This window comes from uncultured Fibrobacter sp. (assembly GCF_947166265.1).
Classification (GTDB): domain Bacteria; phylum Fibrobacterota; class Fibrobacteria; order Fibrobacterales; family Fibrobacteraceae; genus Fibrobacter.
Window position 1 is genome coordinate 255896 of the sequence record NZ_CAMVDO010000002.1, and the last position, 21672, is coordinate 277567.

Consider the following 21672-nt stretch of genomic DNA (forward strand, 5'->3'; position numbering starts at 1 on the left):
TTGCCATCAGCACCTCTGGATATAAATGGAATTGCGAGGATCACCCGTTCTTTGTTCAGCTTCCCACATGTCGAAAATACCGAAGCAGCTAAAGTCCCACATCTGAAGTTCAGGATTACTCAACATCTCGTACGTCTTCGAGAACATGAATTTTTTGTATGCGTCCATGGCAGAATAGCCATACTTCTGGCTAATCATCTGCGAGACTTCGCGATCGTAGTAATCGAGAATGAATGGTAGGACTTTGTTCATTTAGTTACCGCCTTAACAAATATAAGTTTTTGCAAAGCGAGTTCCGAGCGAAAAACATACTGGTCGCGAAGCTTCTGCGGCAAAAGTCTCTTGATTGTCTCCTCTTCATCATAAATTCCCGCAAAATAGAGCGAGATTACAGGCATCGTCTTGTCATTTGCCACAGGTCCAATAATGAGATCATAATCGTTTGGAACATTCTCGTTCTTTCTATTTGCCGAAACAAAACGGAGCCAATCCACATCAGCCTGTTGGAACCGCAAGCATTTCAGGCCTGACAAATCTTGATTGTCGAATTCAAAAATAGATACGGTCGGCCTACCCGAGCCTTTCCGTTTAACGGTCAATTCAGACCAGTTTTGAGCCTGCTCGCTACTAGAGGTCAGATAGAAACCCGTTCCAAAATCCAGCTTTCTGTCCGAAACAAGAATTTCGGGCTTGGATACCGCAATGTTGCTACCGTGATAAAGTTTCATATTAGACCTCTAAGATAAAAAAGATACAATTATTCTTCCATATTCGCAATATAGTTCGCAAGAAACGGCTCGCTCATCATCAGTTTATCCCTTTTCTATAAATTCTTTCGCAATTACGTCAAGGGGCTTACGGAGATCTTCAAAGGAAACATTAAGATCTAGATTTTTCACACTTATCTGATTTCCGCTCATACTATAATTTTTATCAAGGGTAATTGCAGCATCAGTTTTTGCATACAGTAGCATACCAGAAACAACTATGCCTGTTTCTCGCATTTCCCAAGCCTTATTTTTCACATAGGCAAAAATCTGATAGAGATGACCGGAACGAATGGTTTCCACATCTCGATTAGATTGCATTTCTTGCCCGTAATACTTAGCATCAATAATTAAAATTTTCGAATTTCGCCGTAGTGTTATATCCGTTTTCATTGTAGGCAAAAGATCTATTTCCGAGCCATAATCTAATTGCCACTCGATATGGGACGCATTGACCAAAAAAGAAGAAGAATACTCTTGCCTAAAAAATTCAAACACAAACTTTTCGTATAAATCACTTAATTTCCGTTCTTCGTAGAAACTTTTTCCTAAATTCGTTCCCCCTCCCTCTGTTTGTATTTTTCTCAAATAAAGCCAATGACAGACGTATACAAGCATCTTATAAGTCTGATTGTTACGATTAAATCTTTTATTCCAATCAACCAAATGCAAATCTATCGGTTGAACCTTCATAAAATTTCCCATCAATTTACGAAGATTCGTCTTCCTTTCCAAATCAACATCACGCAGGGAGTTAAGATAAACGCAAGTTGTTTTGACAATGCGGTTAAACTCTATGTTTTCCGTAAATTCATCAAACGTGCATACAATTTTTCGCTTTAGCAAAGTTCCACTTTTGAGCGTTTCAGACACATTCAGACGCCCATGAGGAGAAGAAAGTCCATCTGAAGTTTCTTCGTATCCGCGAAGCAGTCCTTGCTTGACTAAAGAGCGCAATCCAAGAATCAGTATTTCAGCAAATAAATTTTCAATATTGTCAAACGATTCGCTTGACAATTTTTTGAATACGCCCGTCCTAAGGCACTTAAACGCATAGGCAAGCATATAGTAAATATTCTTTATCGGGATTTTACTTGATTGCATTTCGAAGGGTTTCGCTCCATCGATCTACTTCCGGTTTATTGTCAAACCAATATTCCTTCAGGAGAGGAACAAGATCAAATTCCACAACGGCATCAAGCCACTTGGGATTTGTTTCAAATTCCGCACTTGTAAAATAACTATGCCCGATTGCAAACCCTTCACCGAGAGTTTCATCATCCGATATAGCATTATTCAAATCAACAATGACCTGAATCAGCTTATTTAAACGTTCATCTTGAACATTCTGTAAGATTTTTTTGAAACCTTCAGATTCAAACGCCGGTTTGACATCATAAAAAGAAAACCTCCTCCGCAAAGCATAATCAATCATCGCAATGCTTCGGTCAGCTGTATTCATCATACCGATAATGTAAATATTTGGCGGAACCGAAAATTCTTCATCTTTATACGGAAGCAAAACTTTTTCACCACGATAATCTTTTTCAATCATCATGAATAGTTCGCCAAAAATTTTGCTAACATTACCTCTATTTATTTCGTCAATGATGAAGAAATATTGTTTATCCGGTTCCTTTCTTGCTTCTTCACAGAAATTATAGAAAGAACCATAGCGAGGTTCAAAACCAAGACTATCTTCGCTAGGCCTATAGCCCACTATAAAATCTTCGTAGCTATAGCTCTGGTGAAATTGAATCAACTTGACGCGATCTTCATCTTTTTCACCCATAACTGAATACGCAAGCCGCTTTGCCATATACGTTTTTCCAACGCCAGGAGCTCCTTGCAGAATAATGTTCTTTTTTCTAAGCAACAGCTCTTTCAATGCATCATACTGTTCTTCATTCAAGAAGACATCTTTCAAGAAAGCCTCCCGAGAATAAAAATCATTCGACTCAGAAACAGTATCCACAACCGGCGGCATGTCTATATCATATTGTTCCATCAAATCCTTAACTGTATCCTTGAAGCGGGTTATGTTCGTAAGTGTTTTCATTGCAAACTTACCTTGTGTTTCGTAATCATGAACATCAACCCAATTAACTTTACAGCAATGGATATAGGAGTCTTTTCCTTTTTCGGCAAGGGACTCGTTATATTCATAACTTTCTTGAACAACGCCGCATGCAATTATCTTTTTCGTACCTCTTTTCGCAAAAACGATATCCCCAGGCATAATTTCTTTAGAAAGTTGCCAAAGACACAGAGTATCGTTCTTGCGCGAACTTTCTTGATCACCCCAGAAATCCCTAACTTTTGAACGAAGCACTTCGTAGTCATTGATGTTTTTCAAATCACCAATAGACCCCCATCCAACAGACATTACCCCATTGTTTTTATCATTTTCCCAATTCGAAGCATTCCTGCCAGGAGAATAAACCCAATATTGACGTTCACGTTTGTTTGAACTACCTAGACCTTTTTCTTCCGATTCATGAACATTTTCACCAAAAGTTTTATAAGCTTCGAAAGACAATTCCTGCAAACTACGCAATGTACTACGGTCACTATGAAGGAATTCTTTGATTTTCTGCATAACTTTTAAATAATCTTCCGCACCAAAACCACATTTGGGAGACGGCAAACTGACCACTATATCATCTGGTATTTTTTTTGATTTATAAATGTATGGTTCATTAAGGCTGTCAAGATTCAAATAGAAATTAGGGGCAATCCAATACAGACCCATTGTAATTTTGCCATAAGCATTGTACTTTAGCTTTAACGCAAGATTATAATATTCCGCAAAAGATTCTTCATTCTCTTGCGACTGATTGTCTTTGAAATTCATGGCATGATCAAACAAGCCCCACAGGACATCAAAATCCGTCTCATTTCTTTCATCTTTCGAACAATAAAAACGAGCATTAAATGGCATTACGGTGGGAATGCTGTCAAATGTGGACGGAAGATTCGACTGAACTCCAAAAATCTCTTTTATCCGCCCCATGATTTTCAATCGATTTGTTTCAAGCATTCTGTGCTTATTAAACAAGCCAAACACCGTGAAGGGATCCATGTCTTCTAAGGCCACACCATCCTGTTCAAATTCGGGCTTCTTAACATCTATCCCTTCAAAAATGGACTCAACCAATGCAGCCAATTCTTTACGTTTATCCTTGTAACCTAGAAGAATTTGAGCCAATTCTTCGTAAAACGGAACCCAATCAAATTGATTATCTGCCATAATTCAATCCTTTTTTCTTTAAATATACTTCAAATTTTCTCTATCAATTTTACATCAGGAAAGTAATTTCCTAGTAATGTTGCCACTTTTTCATACAATTCCTTGATAAGTGAACCATATTTTTCAACATCAAACATATCTAAACCGGAAAATTGCTTTGACGGAAATTTCAGAGAGCATGAATAGCGAACACGTTCCACTTTTCCATAATTGCTAATTATCGTAGGCCATGTTTTATACTCGCTACAACACCCAACAAGGAAAGACTTTATATTCTTAGCGCATTCTTCCGAGGTCCCGACAAGTTCATACAAAACCGGCATTTGCTTTCCATTAACTATAGATTCTTTTGAACTTGTATATATTGCCTTATACAATCGTCCATCGGTATATAGGATGTATTTTGCATAAACATCATCAACACTAGAATCTATCACAGGATGAATGCAACACTCAAATACAGATTTACCTTTAGGACGTTCCACCGGTTGCTTTGGATAATTTTCTGAACGTAGTTTTGATGATGGATTATCTTCGTCAAACAAGTTCCTTTTTACCCTTTTGATAAAATTTCTACATACGGTTAATGGATGCTCGGGAAAGAGTTCATCAAATCTTTTTTCCTCAGAAAGATTCATCAGATACTTTCTATTAAAATTCTTATCATAAGGATCTCTAGCCCAACCATTCAATTCAGTATCCGTTTCTTTATTACGAATCATTAATTCAAAAACTATTGAATCTCGAACACCCGTTACGCCAAATTCATCAAAGAATCCCTGCACGGCAAAAGCCTTTCCTTCTACAAGAATATGCATCAACATAAAATACTGCACCCCTGTACCGGAATTCTCGTGCAAATTCTTTATAATACTGTAAATAAAAGAAGCCTTATCAGATGATTTTCCTTCAACCTCAATAAGAGCCTGATTTTCATTGAGAGTTCGATGAATACCATCTATAACAGACTGCGGATTTTGGAAGGGCATCGTTTTATCAATATCAATTGGATAAATCTGTAACAGAACCAGAGCATTACTATTCTGCATCATAAATGATTCGCAATTTGCCGGATCTGTAGGACGGTTTCTTACGGGCTGAAAATCTTTGGGCAAATCAAGATATTTAAGAATATCTACACTTCCCATTGCTTCACCAAGAGAATCAAGCATCTTCTTTATTTCTGGAGCAGGAACCATAGAATAAGCGATTTCAAGAAAATACTTCGCATAGTCAGACAGCTTTTCGTCAAATAAAGACTTTCCGTATCGACATGCTATCGCAGCAATATCAGTATTCGGTCCAAATGGAATATCGTACTTCTGACAGATTTCCTTGATTTCTTCAACTTTAGGCCATTCAATCTTCTTTCCAGCCTTTTCCTCTATGTAAGCCATTTCTCCAGCAGCAGCTGTCGATTCCGTATCAAAATTCAAACTTAAGATAAAAGCCCCCATGGCCTCTACCCAAAGTGTTTTCTCGATGAAATAGTAGCCAATGTTCCTATAAAAACGAGCAAGGTCAGTTTTCTTGTATATAATCTCATATATTTTTTTTGTTGACTGCAAGAATCTATCCATATTTTTTTGCAGCTTATATGTTTCCGCATATTCAAACGCCAATGAAACATTCATCGGCTCCCATTGTTTCGCTTTGCCCAAAACAAGCCTAGCACTTTCTGCTCTATTCAAATCAATAAGAACGCTTCCGCAAATAGAAAATGCCGTGCCAATAGGGAGAAATACACCACGAATCGTTCGAGTGGGATGATATAATTCTTTATATAAAATTTCTTCAAACAAACTACTAAAATGTCTATATTCACTTACCGAATCATCTTGACATAGTCCTAAACTTATCATTTTTTCTAAGTCTTTAGTAATCGGCTCAATAATTGAAAGCGCCGTTTCATATTCTCCTTTCCGAACTTTCTCTTTAACCTCATCAAATTTTGAGTAGAAAGACTTGTTTATGTCTTGCTGTAATAACTTTGACCACTCCTCCTGCTCTCTTTCCGGCAACCTTTCAAAAATCATTCGACGAATTTCCTGAATAATTTCTGTTCCCAGTTGATGATTTCGATATTTTTCAACAGTCTGGAAAAGATAGGCGATATCAGCTTTATTATCACCAGTTAATCCAGCGGTTATTTCCGACATAATTGTTTCTAGTTTCATAATTGATACTCCTATCTTTAGGTTTCTTGCGTTATCGTCTATTTTTTTCCTTTCGGTAAGAATCGTAAAGCAAAAGGGAGCAAATGAATATTACGACACAAATGCTAACAACGAGAAACGTGTCAAGTCCAATGTACAAAATGAAGAAAATCCCCATGAAAACCATCAGAATTCGCACAATCCACTTCACGTATGTAAAATCGAGCATATCAAATCTCCTTAAGCATAAAAATATACTCTTTCCAAGAAAATAAGCAGATTCATTTTTTTTCGCATAAACACATATTCAATTTAATGTCAACGGAGCCTAATATTTTTTCTCAATTATAACATTCCAAAATGTTATAGTCGCTGAGAAATGTTATAAATAGTGAATTTAGCACGGAATTATGAGGAAAAACATCGATATTTCCCATATCCACGATGCAAACGATTTTGTGTTTTGGTTTACAAAGGCCCCCAATTAGTTGATCTCTCCTATAATATACATTCAATTAAATGTCAAAAATTGTCTTTTCTGAATAGAGTTGAAAAAAAATTGGATTTTTAAACTCTAGAAGGGGCGGGAATAAGCTAGGACGTTGCGGAGCGGCGCATGAGCCCCGCAGAAGGGGTAGCGAAAGACCCGGTCGGGCGGGTTCGACAGGAGATGCCCGCCTACGCGGGCATGACAATAAGGGTGGGACTGGGGCTGGAGCGAGGGGAAGGCATTCCCCTCCCCCATTTTTTTTTCGTCCGTTTGGAGTAGAAAAAACGGCGCTATGGCTCTATTTTTCCCTCAAAATTTGAGGGTTTTATGCAAGTTTCTCGTGTCAACAAGGTTTTTGCCCGGTTAGGGCGTTTTCAGATCAAATTTCGCTGGCTGATATTGCTGGCGACGGTTATTGTGACGGTTTTAGCGTGTCTCGGCTTGCCCCGGCTGCAAATGACGAGCAGCGAAGAGGAATGGTTTGATGACTGGGACAAGGTGAAGATTGACCAGGCGCACTTCAACGAAAAATTCGGTAGCGACGATGGCTACATGGTGATGGTCCGCGCAGACGACGTATTCGCGCCGGAGGTGTTGCAGGCAATCGACAGGCTTTCGCGCAGGCTCGAAAACGAGGTTCCGTACGCCGACCGCGTGGTTTCGCTGACGCACAATTTGTCAATTCCGGTTGCAAATGACGAAGGTTTCGAAGTCATCGATCCGTTCGAGGGCGGCATTCCCGACAACCCACAGGAACTAGAAGCGAAAAAGCGACTAATCCTTTCCCGCGAATCGCTCGTGAACAACATCGTTTCTGATGACGCAAAAGAAACATGGATTATTCTTGCGCTGAAATCATACGAGGGCGGCGTCAACTTCGGCAAAGACAGCATTGCGCCTTTTGCCCGCAACGTCATCTATTCCGACGAATTCAAGAGCGACAAGTTCGAGATGCTTCCGACGGGCATGAGCTACACAGAGATGGAAGAAAACGAAGTTATCTCGCGGGAATGTGCGATGCGTATCGGTTTCGGATTCCTAGTGATGCTCGTATGCCTTATCTTGTTTGTAAGGTCGCTGCGCGGCGTGGTGGTGCCCGCGATTGCAACGGTCGGCGGCATCGCCTCGGTGCTCGGCATCAACGCGTGGCTCGGTGTTGTCGGCGATGAAAGCATGGTCGCTCTCCCGGTGCTTTTGGGCATGGCGCTTTCGGTGGGTTATTCCATCCACTACATCAATTCATTCCGCATGCACTTTAGGCGCACGGGCAACCGCCGCGAATCCGTGATTTGTGCCGTCGAGGAGACGGGCTGGCCCATCCTCTTTACCGTCATTACCACGGTCGCATCGCTGATTTCGTTCCTGTTCGCAGGCATCCGCCCCATCCGTTGGATTGGCGGGATTTCGGCGGGCATCGTCACGATGGTTTACTTGTACGTCATCATCCTGATTCCGATTCTCATGAGCTTCGGCAAGAATGCTAAACCAGACCCGACGCAGGTAAAGTCGGCAGGGGCCACCAAGGCGGACATTCTCTTTGAATTTTTCGGACGCAAGGTTTGCAGACATAGCGGGATTGTCGCAGCGATTTCGGCAGCGGTGATGTTGCTGCAGATTCCGGGAATGATGCGTATCGACGTGAACATGGACTACACCGAGACCATGGGCGAAAAGATTCCCTTCGTGATGCGGCTCAAGGACATGCTCAGCGGAAAACTCGGAAGCCTTTACGACTTCAACGTGATGGTGGAATTCGAGGATGACGACGCACTTAAGGATCCCGCCAATATGAAACGCATCGAGCAACTCGAGCAGAAACTCGGCACGCTCCAGCTCACGAAAATTTCGGGCGACAAGCCGCGCGTGCAATCGGTAACGCGCCTCGTGAAAGAGATGAACCGCACGCTGAACGCCGACAGCATCGAATATTACAAGATTCCCGATGCGCAGGACATGCTCACGCAATTACTGTTCCTGTACGAAATATCGGACCCCGACGCACTCTTTGAACGCATGGATGAAAATTACAAGATGACTTACATCCACATAGAGCTTGCAGGCTATGACGCGAACAAAATCGTTGAGGATTTAGATTCAGCGAAAAGCTACGGCGCACAGATTTTCCCCGACGCAAAAGTCTCTGTCGTGGGAGAAGTCGTGAACTACGCCGAGATGAACGGCAAACTCGTTGGCGGTTTGTTGCGTTCGTTCGGAGGTTCGTTCGTGATTATCGCCATCATGATGATTCTTGCATTCGGGAGCATCAAGGCGGGCCTTATCGGGATGATTCCAAACGTCGCGCCCGTCCTCCTGATAGGCGGCGTCATGGGCTATTCGGGCATGCCACTCGACATGATAACGATGCTTGTAATGCCGATGATCTTGGGCATCGCCGTCGACGACACCATCCACATGAACAACCACATCAAATACGGCTTTGAACGCACGGGCAGCTACAGGCACGCGCTACTGCTCTCTTACCGCGAAATCGGAAAGACCATGGGCATGACCACGTTCATCCTTTGCGCGATGTTCTTCGTGTTCATCTTCAGTCCCATGGGCGCGCTCCACAACGTGGGTCTGCTCTCCATCGTGGGCCTAGGCGCCGCACTCCTTGCAGACTACACGCTCACCACCGCCCTCGTGTACCTGGCAAAACCATATGGGAAATAATATTACTATTTTGTTACACGGTAAGCTAAAAATTTTATGCAAGTTTCTCGTGTCAACAAGTTTTTTGCCCGATTAGGGTATTTTCAAATCAGATTTCGCTGGCTGGTATTGTCGGCAACGATCATCGTGACGGTTTTGGCATGCCTCGGACTACCCCGGCTAAAAATGACGAGCAGTGAAGAGGAATGGTTCGACGACTGGGACAAGGTGAAAATAGACCAGGCCCACTTCAACGAAAAATTTGGGAGCGACGATGTCTACATGGTAATGGTGCGCGCCAATGACGTGTTCGCGCCAGAGGTATTGCAAGCGATTGACCGACTTTCGAACAGACTTGAAAATGAAATGCCTTACGCCGACCGAGTGGTTTCACTAACGCACAACCTGTCTATCCCGGTTGCAAATGAAGAAGGTTTCGAGGTTATCGATCCGTTCAAAGACGGCATTCCCGATGATCCGCAGGAACTGGAAGCGAAAAAGCGGCTCATTCTTTCGCGCGAATCACTCGTGAACAACATCGTCTCGGACGATACAAAAGAAACCTGGATTATTCTCTCGCTAAAATCTTACAAGGATGGAAACGATTTCGGCAAAGACAGTATCGCACCTTTCGCCCGCGAAATCATCTATTCCGACGAATTCAAGAGCGACAAATTCGAGATGCTCCCGACTGGCATGAGCTACATCGGAATGGAACAACATGAAGTCATCTCGCGGGAATGCGTTGTCCGCATCGGCATCGGATTCCTGGTAATGCTTACAACTCTTATTTTATTCGTGAGATCATTCCAGGGAGTGGTAGTACCCGCGATCGCGACAGTTGGTGGAATCGCCTCGGTACTCGGTATCAATGCATGGCTCGGCTTTATCGGCGATACAAGCACGGTCACGCTTCCAGTGCTGTTGGGCATGGCACTTTCGGTAGGCTACTCTATTCACTACATCAACTCGTTCCGAAAGCATTTCAGGAGCAAAGGAAACCGCCGTAGATCCGTCATTCGCGCCATCGAAGAAACTGGTTGGCCCATTTTCTTTTCGGTCATTACCACAGTTGCATCACTGATTTCGTTCCTGTTCGCAGGCATCCGTTCTATCCGGTGGATTGGCGGAATTTCAGCGGGCATTGTCATGATGGTCTTTTTATATGTAATCATCTTGATACCGATTTTTTCAAGTTTCGGGAAAAATGCCAAACCAGATCCGACGCTGGTGAAATCGGCTGGTGCCACCAAGGCCGACCTTCTCTTCGAATTCTTCGGGAAAAAAGTTTGTAGTTACAGCAGAATTGTCGCAGCCATTTCGGCCGCAATAATCTTGTTGCAAATTCCAGGCGCAATGAGCATGGACGTGAATTTGGATTACACCAAGACGATGGGGTTAAAAATTCCCTACGTGAAAAGGCTTACGGATATGCTCAGCGGCAAAATCGGGAGCCTCTACGACTTCAACGTGATGGTAGAATTTGAAAACGACGATGCGCTCAAGGATCCCGCCAATATGAAACGCATCGAACAACTCGAACAGAAACTCGGCACACTCCAGCTTACCAAAATTTCTGGCGACAAGCCACGCGTACAATCGGTGACGCGACTCATAAAAGAGATGAACCGCACGCTGAACGCCGATAGCATCGAATACTATAAAATCCCTGATGCAAAGGACATGCTCACGCAGCAACTATTTTTGTACGAGATTTCTGATCCGGCCACACTTTTCGAGCGTATGGACGAATATTACAAGACAACCTACATACATATAGAACTAGCAGGCTACGATGCAAATAAAATCATAGAGGATCTGGATTCGACTAAAAGCTACGGTGCACAGATTTTCCCTGACGCAAAGGTTTCTGTCGTAGGCGAAGTTGTGAACTACGCAGAAATGAACAACAAACTCGTCGGCGGATTATTGCGCTCGCTCGGAGGTTCGTTCGTGATTATCGCCATCATGATGATTCTTGCGTTCGGGAGCATCAAGGCGGGCCTTATCGGAATGATTCCAAACATTGCACCCGTGTTTCTGATTGGCGGCGTTATGGGCTATTCGGGCATACCGCTCGACATGGTGACGATGATTGTGATGCCAATGGTCCTAGGCATTGCCGTCGACGACACCATCCACATGAACAACCACATCAAATACGGCTTTGAACGCACGGGCAGCTACAGGCTCTCTATTTTGCTTTCTTACCGAGAAATCGGAAAGACCATGGGCACGACCACCTTCATCCTTTGCGCGATGTTCTTCGTATTCATCTTCAGTCCCATGGGAGCGTTCCACAATGTGGGCCGACTCTCCATCGTAGGCCTAAGTGCCGCACTCATTGCAGACTACACGCTCACCACCGCCCTCGTGTACCTCACAAAACCGTACGGGAAAGGTTAATACTATCTTTATGGCATGAACGAGTCAGTTATACAAATTGTCCAAGGTCTTGCCATTCCATTTTTAGGAACGGTTCTCGGAGCCGCCTGCGTCTTCTTTATGAAGAAGCAGATGGGACAAAACCTCAAGCGCGGACTCTTGTCATTTGCAGCGGGTGTCATGGTGGCGGCCTCCGTCTGGAGCCTGCTTCTGCCCGCCATCAGCGCCAGCGAATCCATGGGCAAACTCGCTTTCATCCCAGCGACGGTCGGATTCTGGGCAGGAATCCTTTTCCTGTTTATCTTGGATAAGATTACGCCGCACTTGCATCTGGGCAGCACGACCCCCGAAGGCCCCAAGGCAAAGCTCAAGCGCACGACCATGCTCACGCTTGCAGTGACCTTGCACAACCTGCCCGAGGGTATGGCCGTCGGCATCGTTTTCGCAGGCTGGCTTTCAGGGAATGTCGCCATCACGCTTTCGGGCGCATTTGCACTCGCAATAGGCATTGCCATCCAGAACTTTCCCGAAGGGGCCGTAGTTTCACTCCCGCTCCGTGCCGAAGGGGCATCTCGCAAGAAGGCTTTTGCTCTCGGTGCGCTTTCCGGAGCCGTAGAACCCATAGGTGCGTTAATTACGCTGCTTGCCGCCGAAGCTCTTTCGCCATTCATGCCCTACTTGCTTTCGCTTGCAGCAGGTGCCATGATTTATGTCGTAATCGAAGAAATGCTCCCCGAAGTCAGCGAAGGAGAGCATTTTGATGCAGGCACCATCCTTTTTGCCGTGGGTTTCACGCTCATGATGGTGCTCGACAGCGCTCTATAAAAAGAACAGCCACCCCGCTTTCGCAGGGTGGCCGAGCTGTTTTAGGATAAAAAGAGTTTAAACTAGTCTGCGATCGGTACGATGTAGTAAGCCGTTCCGGTGGTCACGTCCATTTCCTTGGAGACCTTGCCGCTAGCGATGTCGTAGCGGTAGATAGCGCCGCCCTTCTTGTCGGCATGGCCCAGGAGCACGCTCTTGCCGTCGGCATCCAGGTGAATAGACGGGGCAAACCACGGGATGGTCGGAGAAAGGTCCACTTTTTCGACAGTCTTCTTGTAAACATCGACAACCACAAACTGCCATTCGTAATTGTTGTAGTTGCTCGGGTCGGCAAAGCTGCCGAAGAATCCCATAAACTTGCCGTTACCCATGTAGGTGCCGCCCACCATCAGGTTGTTTTCGTTCGTTTTCTTGCCATCGTATTTGGCATCGTGCATGCGGAAAACCCAGTCCTTGTCAAAGTCGGTTTTACCCTTCTTGATGCGGATCCAGCCTTCCTTGTAACCTTCAACGTAGCAGTAAGAGGCATTGGAATAGAAGTAGATATCGCCCTTTTCATCGACAAAGGACATGGTGTTGTTCATGTCGTCCATGCCACCAACGGCTGCGACCTTGTCACTAAAAATGGCCTTTTCGACTTTGTCTGTCTTCACGTCGATAATCACCACGGAGGCGCGCGGGCCCGCGATGAATTTGTTGAAGTCAACGAACTGGCTCAAGGTTAGGAACATCTTGCCGTCGCGAATTACGGCGGAGCCCGGAACCGATGTCAAGGCACCGCTTTCTTCATCAATGTACTCGGAAAGATCGATGGTTGCCGTGGTCTTGAGCGTCGTGGGGTCAAGGGCGGTAATGGCGTCGCCCATGGACTGTTCCACGTACATCTTGTTTTCGTCAACGAACTTCATCATGATGGCGCGGGTGCCCTGGAACTTGGCCGTAGCAGAGGCCTTGGCTGGCATATTGCCGTCCTTGTCCAATTCGTAGCGCGAAAGGGTGCTGTTCATGGCATCATCAGTGGCGAGCACGTAAACGGAGCCGTTGAAGTACGCGACGCCACCTGCGTTCGGGGCTTCGATAAAGTCTTCGACAACCTTGGCCTGATCATCGGAAAGAGAGGCTGTTCCGACAAATTGAGAGGCGTCCATCATAAAGGAGAGCAGGTACTTGTCCCCCGAAGAAGAGCCGTTGTCATTAGCGGAACTGGAGCTGGAGTCGTCACCGCAGGCCGCGAGCATCAATGCGGAAGACATTGTCGCAGCAACGAGGCCCTTCGACAGGCTCAGGGACCTTGTATTATTTTTTTTGAAGAGGTTCATTTGGTTTCCTTTTTTGTTATAGTGTAAACTTGACTTTGGTTGCAAAGGCGCGGCCGGGCTTGGATTCACCATACTTGTCATACACCCGGACATCCATGAAGTTGCGAACTTCGAAATTCCAGGAGAGCGTGTTGGCGAGAATGGAGTATTCCACGCCTAAATCTTGGGTGAACGAGCTGGGAATGGTGCGGTCTTGCCTTTTGGAGACCTTCCAGGAGTAGTAATATTCATCGGTGTAGTTGGCAAGCCAGTAGAGCTTGAAAAAGTCATCTCGGTAAATCAGGTCGCCCACATGGAATTCTGCGCCGAAGTTCATGTAGAGCGTAGGAATATTCGGAACGGTCAGCCCCTTGGCGATTCCGTAGGCCAAATCCGCTTCGCGGCTTTCGGCTTCTTGCCTGGTGAGGTTGTAAGAAAGTGAAATGTATTCGTTCACATCGACTGCGGCGTCGATTTCAAAGCCAGTCGTCTTGGTGCCGACGCTGTTGTAATACGGGCGCGAAACCGATGCGTAGTTGTTCCAATAAATGCGGTCTTCCATGAGCATGTAGAACCAGTTGAATTCCAAATGCAATTTCAAGAGCAGCGGAATCTGCCGCATATCCAGTTCAGCACCTGCGGTAAAGTTGTCGGACTTTTCGGGCTTAATGTTCGGAGAACACTGCACATACATTCCGTCGCCAAAGATTTCTTCGCGGGTCGGAAAACGCAGGCTATGCTGGTAGCCTCCCTTGACGGCAAACTGTTCGATTACAGACAAATCGTCAATCACTTTGATGCGTAGATTTTCGCTGTAGCCGAAATCCTTATTTTCGGCATAGTCGTCTGTCAACTGCTGTATACGCTTTTCGCCGTCGTTGTCAGCCTTGATGGAGTAGTAATATCCCTTGACGCCCGCCACATTCTGGATTCGTTCGTTCCAGAAGTTATTTTCGAGAGAAAGCCCCGTTACAACGGAATGGCTGTGCCCGGGGAATCCGGCACTGTTAAGCGTCTGGCCTTTAGCGGCGCGCTTGTCTTCCGGATCTTGCGATTCATAACGGTACAAGCCACTCCACGTGAGAATGTGATTTTGCGTGAACGCGTAGTCAAAATTCCAGGGAGCTACAATCGTCTGGTTTTCGCGTTCGATATGCGACGCCCCACCCATAGAAATTTCGCCAAAGGCGGTATTCGCTTCGCGAACATTCTCTTTGTCCCAGCCGTAGTAATAAGTATGGCTAGTATCGATGACAGCCTCTTTACCGAAGGCGTAGCTGAACGAAAGCGCGGCCGAAAGCCCCTTGACAAACAAATTCGCCTTTTCGAGAGAAAGGTTCACGCCGTACGATTGCGCGTTGGAGTTCGCCTCTTCGATGCGGTGGGAATTCGACTGGATTTCTTTATCCATCGCGTTGTAAATCACGCCCAAAGTCGCCTTGTCAAAGAAATATTTTTCAAAAGAGACATACGGCAACACGTTGTAACTGTAATAACGGTCGTGATCTCGCGCTACAACCGTGTCCATGTAGGGCGTGGTGAATTCGTAATCGTTGTCGGAGTAGTTGTAATAGGCCGAAATTCCGGTGGCGATAGCGCGGCTCTTGGCAGAATCTGTCACCCACACGTACTTTGCGTCGAGCGAGGCCTTATGCGTGTTGAAACTCCCGAAGCTGTAAGAGCCCGTAATGGAACTCTTGGGCAAGTCATGCGTCACGATGTTGATGACACCGCCCATGCCGTCGGTCGCGAAGCGTTCGGGAACATAGCTCTTGTAAATTTCGATGCGGTCAATCTTGTCGATGGGAATATCGTTGACGGAGAAATTTCCGTTACCGTTATCGACAGGCACTCCATCGACAAGCACTTTCACATTTTTGCCTTCCATGCCGCGAATATTGATTTTACTTTCGCTACCCATGCCGCCCGATTGGCGGATTTTCACGCCCGAAGAGCGGTTCGTGGCATCTGCGATGGTGGCGCTGGAGCCCTGAAGTTCCGTGGCATCCATGACCTTGACCGATTCGGCCTTGGTTTTCTTGTCGACCGGAGCGGCTTCGTTGATTCCTTCGCCCTCGATTCCCATTTCGTCAAGTAGGGTCACGTCAGACTTCTTTTCCGGCGCACTTGCTGGGGTGCTTTCGCTTGTTGCTGATTCCTCGGCAAAAATATCGTCAAAATTCGTGATGTCGTCTTCGGCGTAGATGGAGGTTGCCAAAGTGAGTAAAATAATTGAAATAAATGCCCCAAATTTCATAGCCGCCCAAATTGAGAAAATGCAACAAAAAACATCTACTCCAAAAGGTTTAGCGAAAATCCGTTTGGAGTAGAAAAGAAGGTTTATTTTTCCAAAATTTGGTTCAGCCCATTTTGGGAGGAAAAACAATGAAAAAGAAATCTCTGCTCTCTTGGATTTTCCTGTTTGCCAAAAACAAGAAAAAATACTACATCGCAAGCATTTTCTTTGCGCTACTGCGCGTCGCTTGCGGAATCGCTCCTTACATCATTATCGCAAACATCGTACGCGAGCTGCTTTCGGGCGTGCGCGACTGGGATGTTTATCTAAAGGAATGCTTGGTTATTGCGGCATTCTGGTTCGGGAATGTCCTGTTCCACAGCATTTCGACGACGCTTTCGCATGTGGCAACTTTCAACGTGCTTGGCAATATCCGCAAGGACCTTTGCAACAAGCTATCGCGTGTGCCGCTGGGTTCTGTTCTCGACATGCCCTCGGGCGCTCTCAAGAACATCCTGGTAGAACGCATCGACAGCATGGAAACGACGCTTGCACACGTAGTCCCGGAATTTACCTCGAACCTGATTCTCCCAGTGCTCATGTTTGTCTACCTTTTCCATATCGATTGGCGCATGGGACTAGCCTCGCTTGGAACGCTCCCGATCGGTATGGTCGCCATGGCAGTCATGTTTGCCGGAGCGCAAAAATGGTTCGACAATTCTATCCAGAAAACAAAGGCATTGAACGACACCGCGGTTGAATACATTAACGGCATCGAAGTCATCAAGGCTTTCGGCAAGTCAAAATCGTCTTACGACAAGTTTGTTGTAGCAGCAAAAGAAGGGAGCGACTGTTTTGTCGAATGGATGCGCCGCTGCATTTGGCCGCACGCCCTTGCCATCACGGTCGCTCCTGCCACGCTATTGACGGTTCTGCCGTTCGGTGGTTACTTCTATTATAACGGTTCCATTACGGCCGTCGATTTTATCACCGTCATCATCGTTTCGGTGAGTATCATGATGCCGCTCCTCACCATCATGAGTTACAGCGACGACATCAGCAAGGCGGGCGTCATTTTCGGCGAAGTCGGTTCGGTGCTCGAAATGAAGGAACTAGATCGCCCCATAGTTGACTTGCACAAGCCGGCCGACAATTCCATTACGTTGAAAGACGTGCGCTTTAGCTATCATAAGGGAATCGAAGGCGAAGAAAAGAAGGAAATTCTCCACGGCATCAACATGGTTCTCCCCGAAGGGAGCTTTACCGCATTCGTGGGCCCGAGCGGTTCCGGCAAATCGACGATTGCACGCCTTATCGCCTCGCTGTGGGATGTTGACAGCGGCGACATCGAAATCGGTGGCGTGAACATCAGGGATCTTTCGCTCGAAGAATACAACCGCCGCGTCGCCTACGTTTCGCAGGATAACTTCCTGTTCGACATGTCTGTCCGCGAAAACATTCGGCTCGGGCGGCCTTCGGCATCCGATGCCGAAGTCGAAGAGGTGGCGCGCCAAAGCGGCTGCTACGAATTTATCATGAGTCTCGAAAACGGCTTCGACACGATTGTCGGCGGCTCGGGCGCCCACCTCTCCGGTGGCGAGCGCCAGCGCATCGCCATCGCCCGCGCGATGATGAAAAACGCCCCCATCGTCATTTTGGACGAAGCGACCGCCTACACCGACCCCGAAAACGAAGCCATCATCCAGAAATCCGTGGCAAAACTCGTGCAAGGCAAAACACTCATCGTCATAGCACACCGCCTTTCGACCGTCAAGGACGCCGACAAGCTCTACGTCATCAAGGACGGCAACATCGACAGCTGCGGCACGCACCAGGAACTGCTCGAAAAGGGCGGTCTGTACAAGTCCATGTGGCAGGCCCACATCAGTGCCAAGGATTCCGAGGAGGATGCATAAATGTTCGATACTCTCATCAAGTTCTTCAATTTCTGCAATGCAGAAAACCGCCACAAATTCTACGGCTCTATCATCGTGGGAATCTTCAATTCCTTCTTCATGGCACTCCGCATCGGTGCCATGGCCGTCATGTTGCAAGGCGTCATTCGCCATGTACAAGGCGAAGCGCCGTTTACCATGGATACTGTCAGGCTCGCGCTTGGAATCATGGTAGCAAGCCTTATCGGAGCAACCGTTACCAAGCGCATCATGAGCATGTGGCAAACCGAGGGCGGTTACCGCACTTGCGCCTCCAAGCGCATCGAAATCGCCGAACACCTGCGTTACCTGCCCATGGGCTACTTCAACAAGAACAGCCTCGGCTACATCACCTCCGTCACCACCAACACCATGGAACAGCTTGGCGATGTGGCAACACGCGTTGTCATGATGGTCACGCAGGGCATTCTCGACACCATTCTCATCATCGTGATGATTGCCTTTTTCGATTGGCGAATTGCGATTGTCGCAACCATCGGCTTTGCGATTTTCCAATTCATCAACACGCTCATGCGCATGAACGTCCGCGCCGTTTCTCACGAAAAAGTGGAATCCGACAGTAAGGTGGTCGAAAAGGTTCTCGAATACATCCAGGGAATCGCCGAAGTCAAGGCCTACAACATGACCGGCAAGCGTTCCAAGGAACTGAACGAGATTATTGACAGGAACACCAGCGCCAATATCGGCATGGAACTCAAATGCGTTCCGCTTTCAAACTTGCAGACTTTTGTCGCCAAGCTCACGGGCGTTGCCATCATGATGTTCTCGATACATTTCTACCTGAACGGCTCCATGGAACTTGCCAACTGCGCCGTCATGCTGGTGTGCTCCTTCATGCTCTTTGCGGCTCTGGAACTGGGCGGCAGTTACGCAGCGCTCCTCCGTGCAGTCGACATCTCGGTCAACCGCGCAAACGATATCTTGAACAAGCCCACCATGGACATCGATGGCGAAGACATTGCCCCCGCCAATCACGACATCAAGGCCGAAAGCATCGATTTCGCCTACGACAAGCGCAAGATTATCGACAACGTGACGCTTTCCATTCCCGAAAAGACGACCACGGCTATCGTGGGCCCGAGCGGTTCAGGCAAGACGACGCTTTGCCACTTGCTCTCTCGCTTCTGGGATGTAAACGCAGGTTCGGTGACATTGGGCGACCGCCGCGTGCAAGATTACAGCATGGATAGCCTCATGAAGAATTTCAGTTTCGTGTTCCAGAACGTGTATCTGTTCCGCGATACGATTGAAAACAACATCAAGTTCGGGAATCCGAGCGCCACGCACGAGCAAGTCGTAGAAGCCGCCAAGAAAGCCTGTTGCCACGACTTTATTGAAAAGCTCCCCGACAGTTACAATACGGTCATCGGCGAAGGCGGCGCAAGCCTCAGCGGCGGTGAACGCCAGCGCATCTCGATTGCACGCGCCATCATGAAGGATTCTCCGGTCATCATTCTGGACGAAGCGACCGCGAACGTGGACCCGGAAAACGAACGCGACTTGATGCTTGCCATTCAGGAGCTGACCCGCGAAAAGACCGTCATCATGATCGCGCATCGCTTAAAAACCGTGCGCCACGCTGACCAGATTATCGTCTTAGACAAGGGCCGCATCGTGGAACAGGGCAAGCACGAAGAACTCGTGAAGAACGGCGGAATCTACGCCCGATTCATTGATTCTCGCCGCGAAGCCGTCAGCTGGAAACTGTAATGCAGATTCAGCTTTCGGACCACTTCACCTACGGGAGGCTGCTTCGCTTCGTCTTTCCGTCTATCTTGACAATGTTTTTTACCACCATCTACAGCATTGTCGATGCCGCATTTGTCTCGAACTTTGTCGGAAAGACTTCTTTTGCCGCCGTAAACCTCGTCATGCCTGTCCTTATGCTTATTGTCGCTCCCGGCGTGATGATGGGGGCCGGCGGCAGCGCGCTCGTCGCAAAATTCCTCGGCGAAGGCGATAAAGAAAAAGCGAACAAGGCGTTTTCAACAATCGTGTATGCGACAATCGCTTACGGAATTACCGCAAGTATCACGGCATCCTATTTTATGGAAGGATTAACCGCATTTCTGGGTGCCGACAGCGAGTTCCTTTCACAGGCGACCCGTTACGGGCGCATTGCTGCCCTTGGCGGGATTGCCTTCGTGTTGCAGCATCTCTTTTACTGTTTCATGGTTGTAGCAGAAAAGCCTAAGCTGGGTTTTGCGCTTACAGTTTTAGCGGGCATCACAAACATTGTACTGGACTTGTTGTTCATTGTCGTTTTGGAATGGGGCATTTCCGGAGCGGCCTTGGCGACCGTTATCGGACAGTCCGTCGGAGGATTCTCCCCGTTCGTATTTTTCCTATTACGAAACAAGACTCCCCTCCGAATCGTGAAACCCGTTTTCGATGGCCACGCGTTGTCAAAAGCCATGTCGAACGGAGTTTCCGAGCTGGTTACAAATATCGCCATGTCCATCGTAAGCATGCTCTACAATTTTCAGCTCATCAGAATTGCCGGAGATACGGGCGTTGCCGCCTATGGGGCAATCATGTATGTAAGCTACATTTTTTCGACATTCTTTACGGGCTATTCGTTTGGACGTGCTCCCATCATAAGCTACCATTACGGAGCCCGCAACACAAGCGAACTCAAAAATCTATTCCGTATGGATTGCGTGATTGTCGCGGTTGCGGGTGTCGTGCTCACCGCCTCGTCAGAAGCGTTGGCGTTACCTTTGGCAAAAATTTTCGGCGGCTACGATCCAAATTTGTTCGAAATGATTCGACACGGCATCGTCATCTATTCATTCGCTTACTTGCTGATGGGCGCGAACTATGCAGGTTCCTCGTTCTTTACGGCCCTGAACAACGGCCTAGTTTCGGCTCTCATTTCGTTCTTGCGGACATTCGTGTTCGAAATCATCGCCGTGCTTGCGCTCCCCATTTTCTTCGGGCTTGACGGCATCTGGAGTTCGTGCGCTGTCGCTGAAATCGCCTCGTTTGCGGTTACTGCAATCTGCGTCGTGGCCTTCCGTAAAAAATATGGCTACTGTTGATTTAATATTCATGCAAAATTCTGCATTTAAATCATGGACAAGAATGTCATTGCGATTGGTTATGCGATAGCGGCGGCCGCATTTTATGCACTGAATGTTCCCTGCTCCAAAATGCTGCTGGCCCACATTTCGCCTGTGTTCATGGCGGGGCTGCTCTATATTGGCGCGGGGCTCGGCATCGGCATCCTCTACCTGTTCCATGTCAGGCGCGAGCCTCAATCGGAACGGCTCTGCAAAAAAGATTTCCCCTACACGCTAGGCATGGTCCTGCTCGACATCGCAGCGCCCATATTGCTCATGTTCGGCGTCAAGTACGGAACATCCAGCAACGCATCGCTGCTCGGGAACTTCGAAATCGTCGCGACAACGCTGATTGCGCTGTTCATCTTTAGAGAAAAGGTGTCTACGCGTTTGTGGATTGCGATTTTATTTATAACGATATCCAGTTTCATTCTCTCGTTCGAAAATGCCGATGGATTCAATTTCTCGATCGGTTCCATTTTCGTTCTCGGAGCGACCATCTGCTGGGGGCTAGAAAACAACTGCACCCGCAAAATTTCGGACGGTAGTGTCAAGGGTTTTTCGCAAAAATAGTTTGTTCCAACATCAGATCTAGG

At 46.9% G+C, this 21672-nt stretch carries 13 protein-coding genes and 1 pseudogene; 7 read left to right on the forward strand and 7 right to left on the reverse strand.

Annotated features, from left to right (window positions below):
- Positions 1-6: 6 nt before the first annotated feature.
- The 5 genes from Q0W37_RS02295 to Q0W37_RS02315 form a co-directional block, all read right to left on the reverse strand.
- The gene (locus tag Q0W37_RS02295; protein ID WP_297698373.1) at positions 7-252 is read right to left on the reverse strand and encodes a hypothetical protein; all 246 of its coding nucleotides are present in this window, start codon (positions 250-252) and stop codon (positions 7-9) included.
- Positions 249-728, reverse strand: coding sequence for a DUF3990 domain-containing protein (locus Q0W37_RS02300; protein WP_297698375.1), 480 nt, complete (start codon positions 726-728; stop codon positions 249-251). The genes Q0W37_RS02295 and Q0W37_RS02300 overlap by 4 nt, the downstream gene beginning before the upstream one ends.
- A gap of 84 nt (positions 729-812) precedes the next feature.
- Entirely contained in the window at positions 813-1871 is a 1059-nt protein-coding gene (gene mcrC, locus Q0W37_RS02305) for a 5-methylcytosine-specific restriction endonuclease system specificity protein McrC (RefSeq protein ID WP_297698377.1), read from the reverse strand.
- Positions 1858-4017: an AAA family ATPase gene (locus Q0W37_RS02310; RefSeq protein ID WP_297698379.1), complete on the reverse strand. Its 2160-nt coding sequence runs from the start codon at positions 4015-4017 to the stop codon at positions 1858-1860. The genes mcrC and Q0W37_RS02310 overlap by 14 nt, the downstream gene beginning before the upstream one ends.
- 29 nt (positions 4018-4046) lie before the next feature.
- Complete coding sequence (locus Q0W37_RS02315) at positions 4047-6194, reverse strand: hypothetical protein (RefSeq protein ID WP_297698381.1); 2148 nt, start codon at positions 6192-6194, stop codon at positions 4047-4049.
- Between the two features lie 796 nt (positions 6195-6990).
- Here Q0W37_RS02315 and Q0W37_RS02320 point away from each other — a divergent pair.
- The 3 genes from Q0W37_RS02320 (at position 6991) to Q0W37_RS02330 (ending at position 12525) form a co-directional block, all read left to right on the forward strand.
- Positions 6991-9336, forward strand: coding sequence for an MMPL family transporter (locus Q0W37_RS02320; RefSeq protein ID WP_297698383.1), 2346 nt, complete (start codon positions 6991-6993; stop codon positions 9334-9336).
- Positions 9337-9501: 165 nt separating this feature from the next.
- Positions 9502-11721, forward strand: a complete 2220-nt coding sequence (locus Q0W37_RS02325; protein ID WP_297698385.1) for an MMPL family transporter — start codon at positions 9502-9504, stop codon at positions 11719-11721.
- Between the two features lie 15 nt (positions 11722-11736).
- The gene (locus Q0W37_RS02330) at positions 11737-12525 is read left to right on the forward strand and encodes a ZIP family metal transporter (protein WP_297698386.1); all 789 of its coding nucleotides are present in this window, start codon (positions 11737-11739) and stop codon (positions 12523-12525) included.
- A gap of 62 nt (positions 12526-12587) precedes the next feature.
- Here Q0W37_RS02330 and Q0W37_RS02335 read toward each other — a convergent pair whose 3' ends face one another.
- Complete coding sequence (locus Q0W37_RS02335; RefSeq protein WP_297698388.1) at positions 12588-13844, reverse strand: hypothetical protein; 1257 nt, start codon at positions 13842-13844, stop codon at positions 12588-12590.
- 16 nt (positions 13845-13860) lie between these two features.
- The gene (locus Q0W37_RS02340) at positions 13861-16041 is read right to left on the reverse strand and encodes a TonB-dependent siderophore receptor (RefSeq protein WP_297698390.1); all 2181 of its coding nucleotides are present in this window, start codon (positions 16039-16041) and stop codon (positions 13861-13863) included.
- A 167-nt stretch (positions 16042-16208) separates the two neighbouring features.
- Here Q0W37_RS02340 and Q0W37_RS02345 point away from each other — a divergent pair, with 167 nt between their 5' ends.
- The 4 genes and pseudogenes from Q0W37_RS02345 to Q0W37_RS02360 all read left to right on the forward strand — a co-directional run.
- Entirely contained in the window at positions 16209-17975 is a 1767-nt protein-coding gene (locus Q0W37_RS02345; protein WP_297698392.1) for an ABC transporter ATP-binding protein, read from the forward strand.
- The gene (locus tag Q0W37_RS02350; protein WP_297698394.1) at positions 17976-19724 is read left to right on the forward strand and encodes an ABC transporter ATP-binding protein; all 1749 of its coding nucleotides are present in this window, start codon (positions 17976-17978) and stop codon (positions 19722-19724) included.
- Positions 19724-21055 carry an MATE family efflux transporter gene (locus Q0W37_RS02355; protein WP_297698396.1) on the forward strand — a complete coding sequence of 444 codons (1332 nt, stop codon included), beginning with the start codon at positions 19724-19726 and terminating at the stop codon, positions 21053-21055. Before Q0W37_RS02350 ends, Q0W37_RS02355 begins: the two co-directional genes overlap by 1 nt.
- A gap of 33 nt (positions 21056-21088) precedes the next feature.
- Positions 21089-21619 (forward strand): annotated as a pseudogene (locus Q0W37_RS02360) (DMT family transporter); the annotation flags it as partial.
- Positions 21620-21672: the final 53 nt, after the last annotated feature.

Coding starts and splice junctions, on each gene's coding strand:
- mcrC (WP_297698377.1), bottom strand. CDS start 1,871: ATGCAATCAAGTAAAATCCCGATAAAGAATATTTACTATATGCTTGCC.
- Q0W37_RS02300 (WP_297698375.1), bottom strand. CDS start 728: ATGAAACTTTATCACGGTAGCAACATTGCGGTATCCAAGCCCGAAATT.
- Q0W37_RS02295 (WP_297698373.1), bottom strand. CDS start 252: ATGAACAAAGTCCTACCATTCATTCTCGATTACTACGATCGCGAAGTC.
- Q0W37_RS02325 (WP_297698385.1), top strand. CDS start 9,502: ATGACGAGCAGTGAAGAGGAATGGTTCGACGACTGGGACAAGGTGAAA.
- Q0W37_RS02315 (WP_297698381.1), bottom strand. CDS start 6,194: ATGAAACTAGAAACAATTATGTCGGAAATAACCGCTGGATTAACTGGT.
- Q0W37_RS02350 (WP_297698394.1), top strand. CDS start 17,976: ATGTTCGATACTCTCATCAAGTTCTTCAATTTCTGCAATGCAGAAAAC.
- Q0W37_RS02345 (WP_297698392.1), top strand. CDS start 16,209: ATGAAAAAGAAATCTCTGCTCTCTTGGATTTTCCTGTTTGCCAAAAAC.
- Q0W37_RS02330 (WP_297698386.1), top strand. CDS start 11,737: ATGAACGAGTCAGTTATACAAATTGTCCAAGGTCTTGCCATTCCATTT.
- Q0W37_RS02355 (WP_297698396.1), top strand. CDS start 19,724: ATGCAGATTCAGCTTTCGGACCACTTCACCTACGGGAGGCTGCTTCGC.
- Q0W37_RS02310 (WP_297698379.1), bottom strand. CDS start 4,017: ATGGCAGATAATCAATTTGATTGGGTTCCGTTTTACGAAGAATTGGCT.
- Q0W37_RS02320 (WP_297698383.1), top strand. CDS start 6,991: ATGCAAGTTTCTCGTGTCAACAAGGTTTTTGCCCGGTTAGGGCGTTTT.
- Q0W37_RS02335 (WP_297698388.1), bottom strand. CDS start 13,844: ATGAACCTCTTCAAAAAAAATAATACAAGGTCCCTGAGCCTGTCGAAG.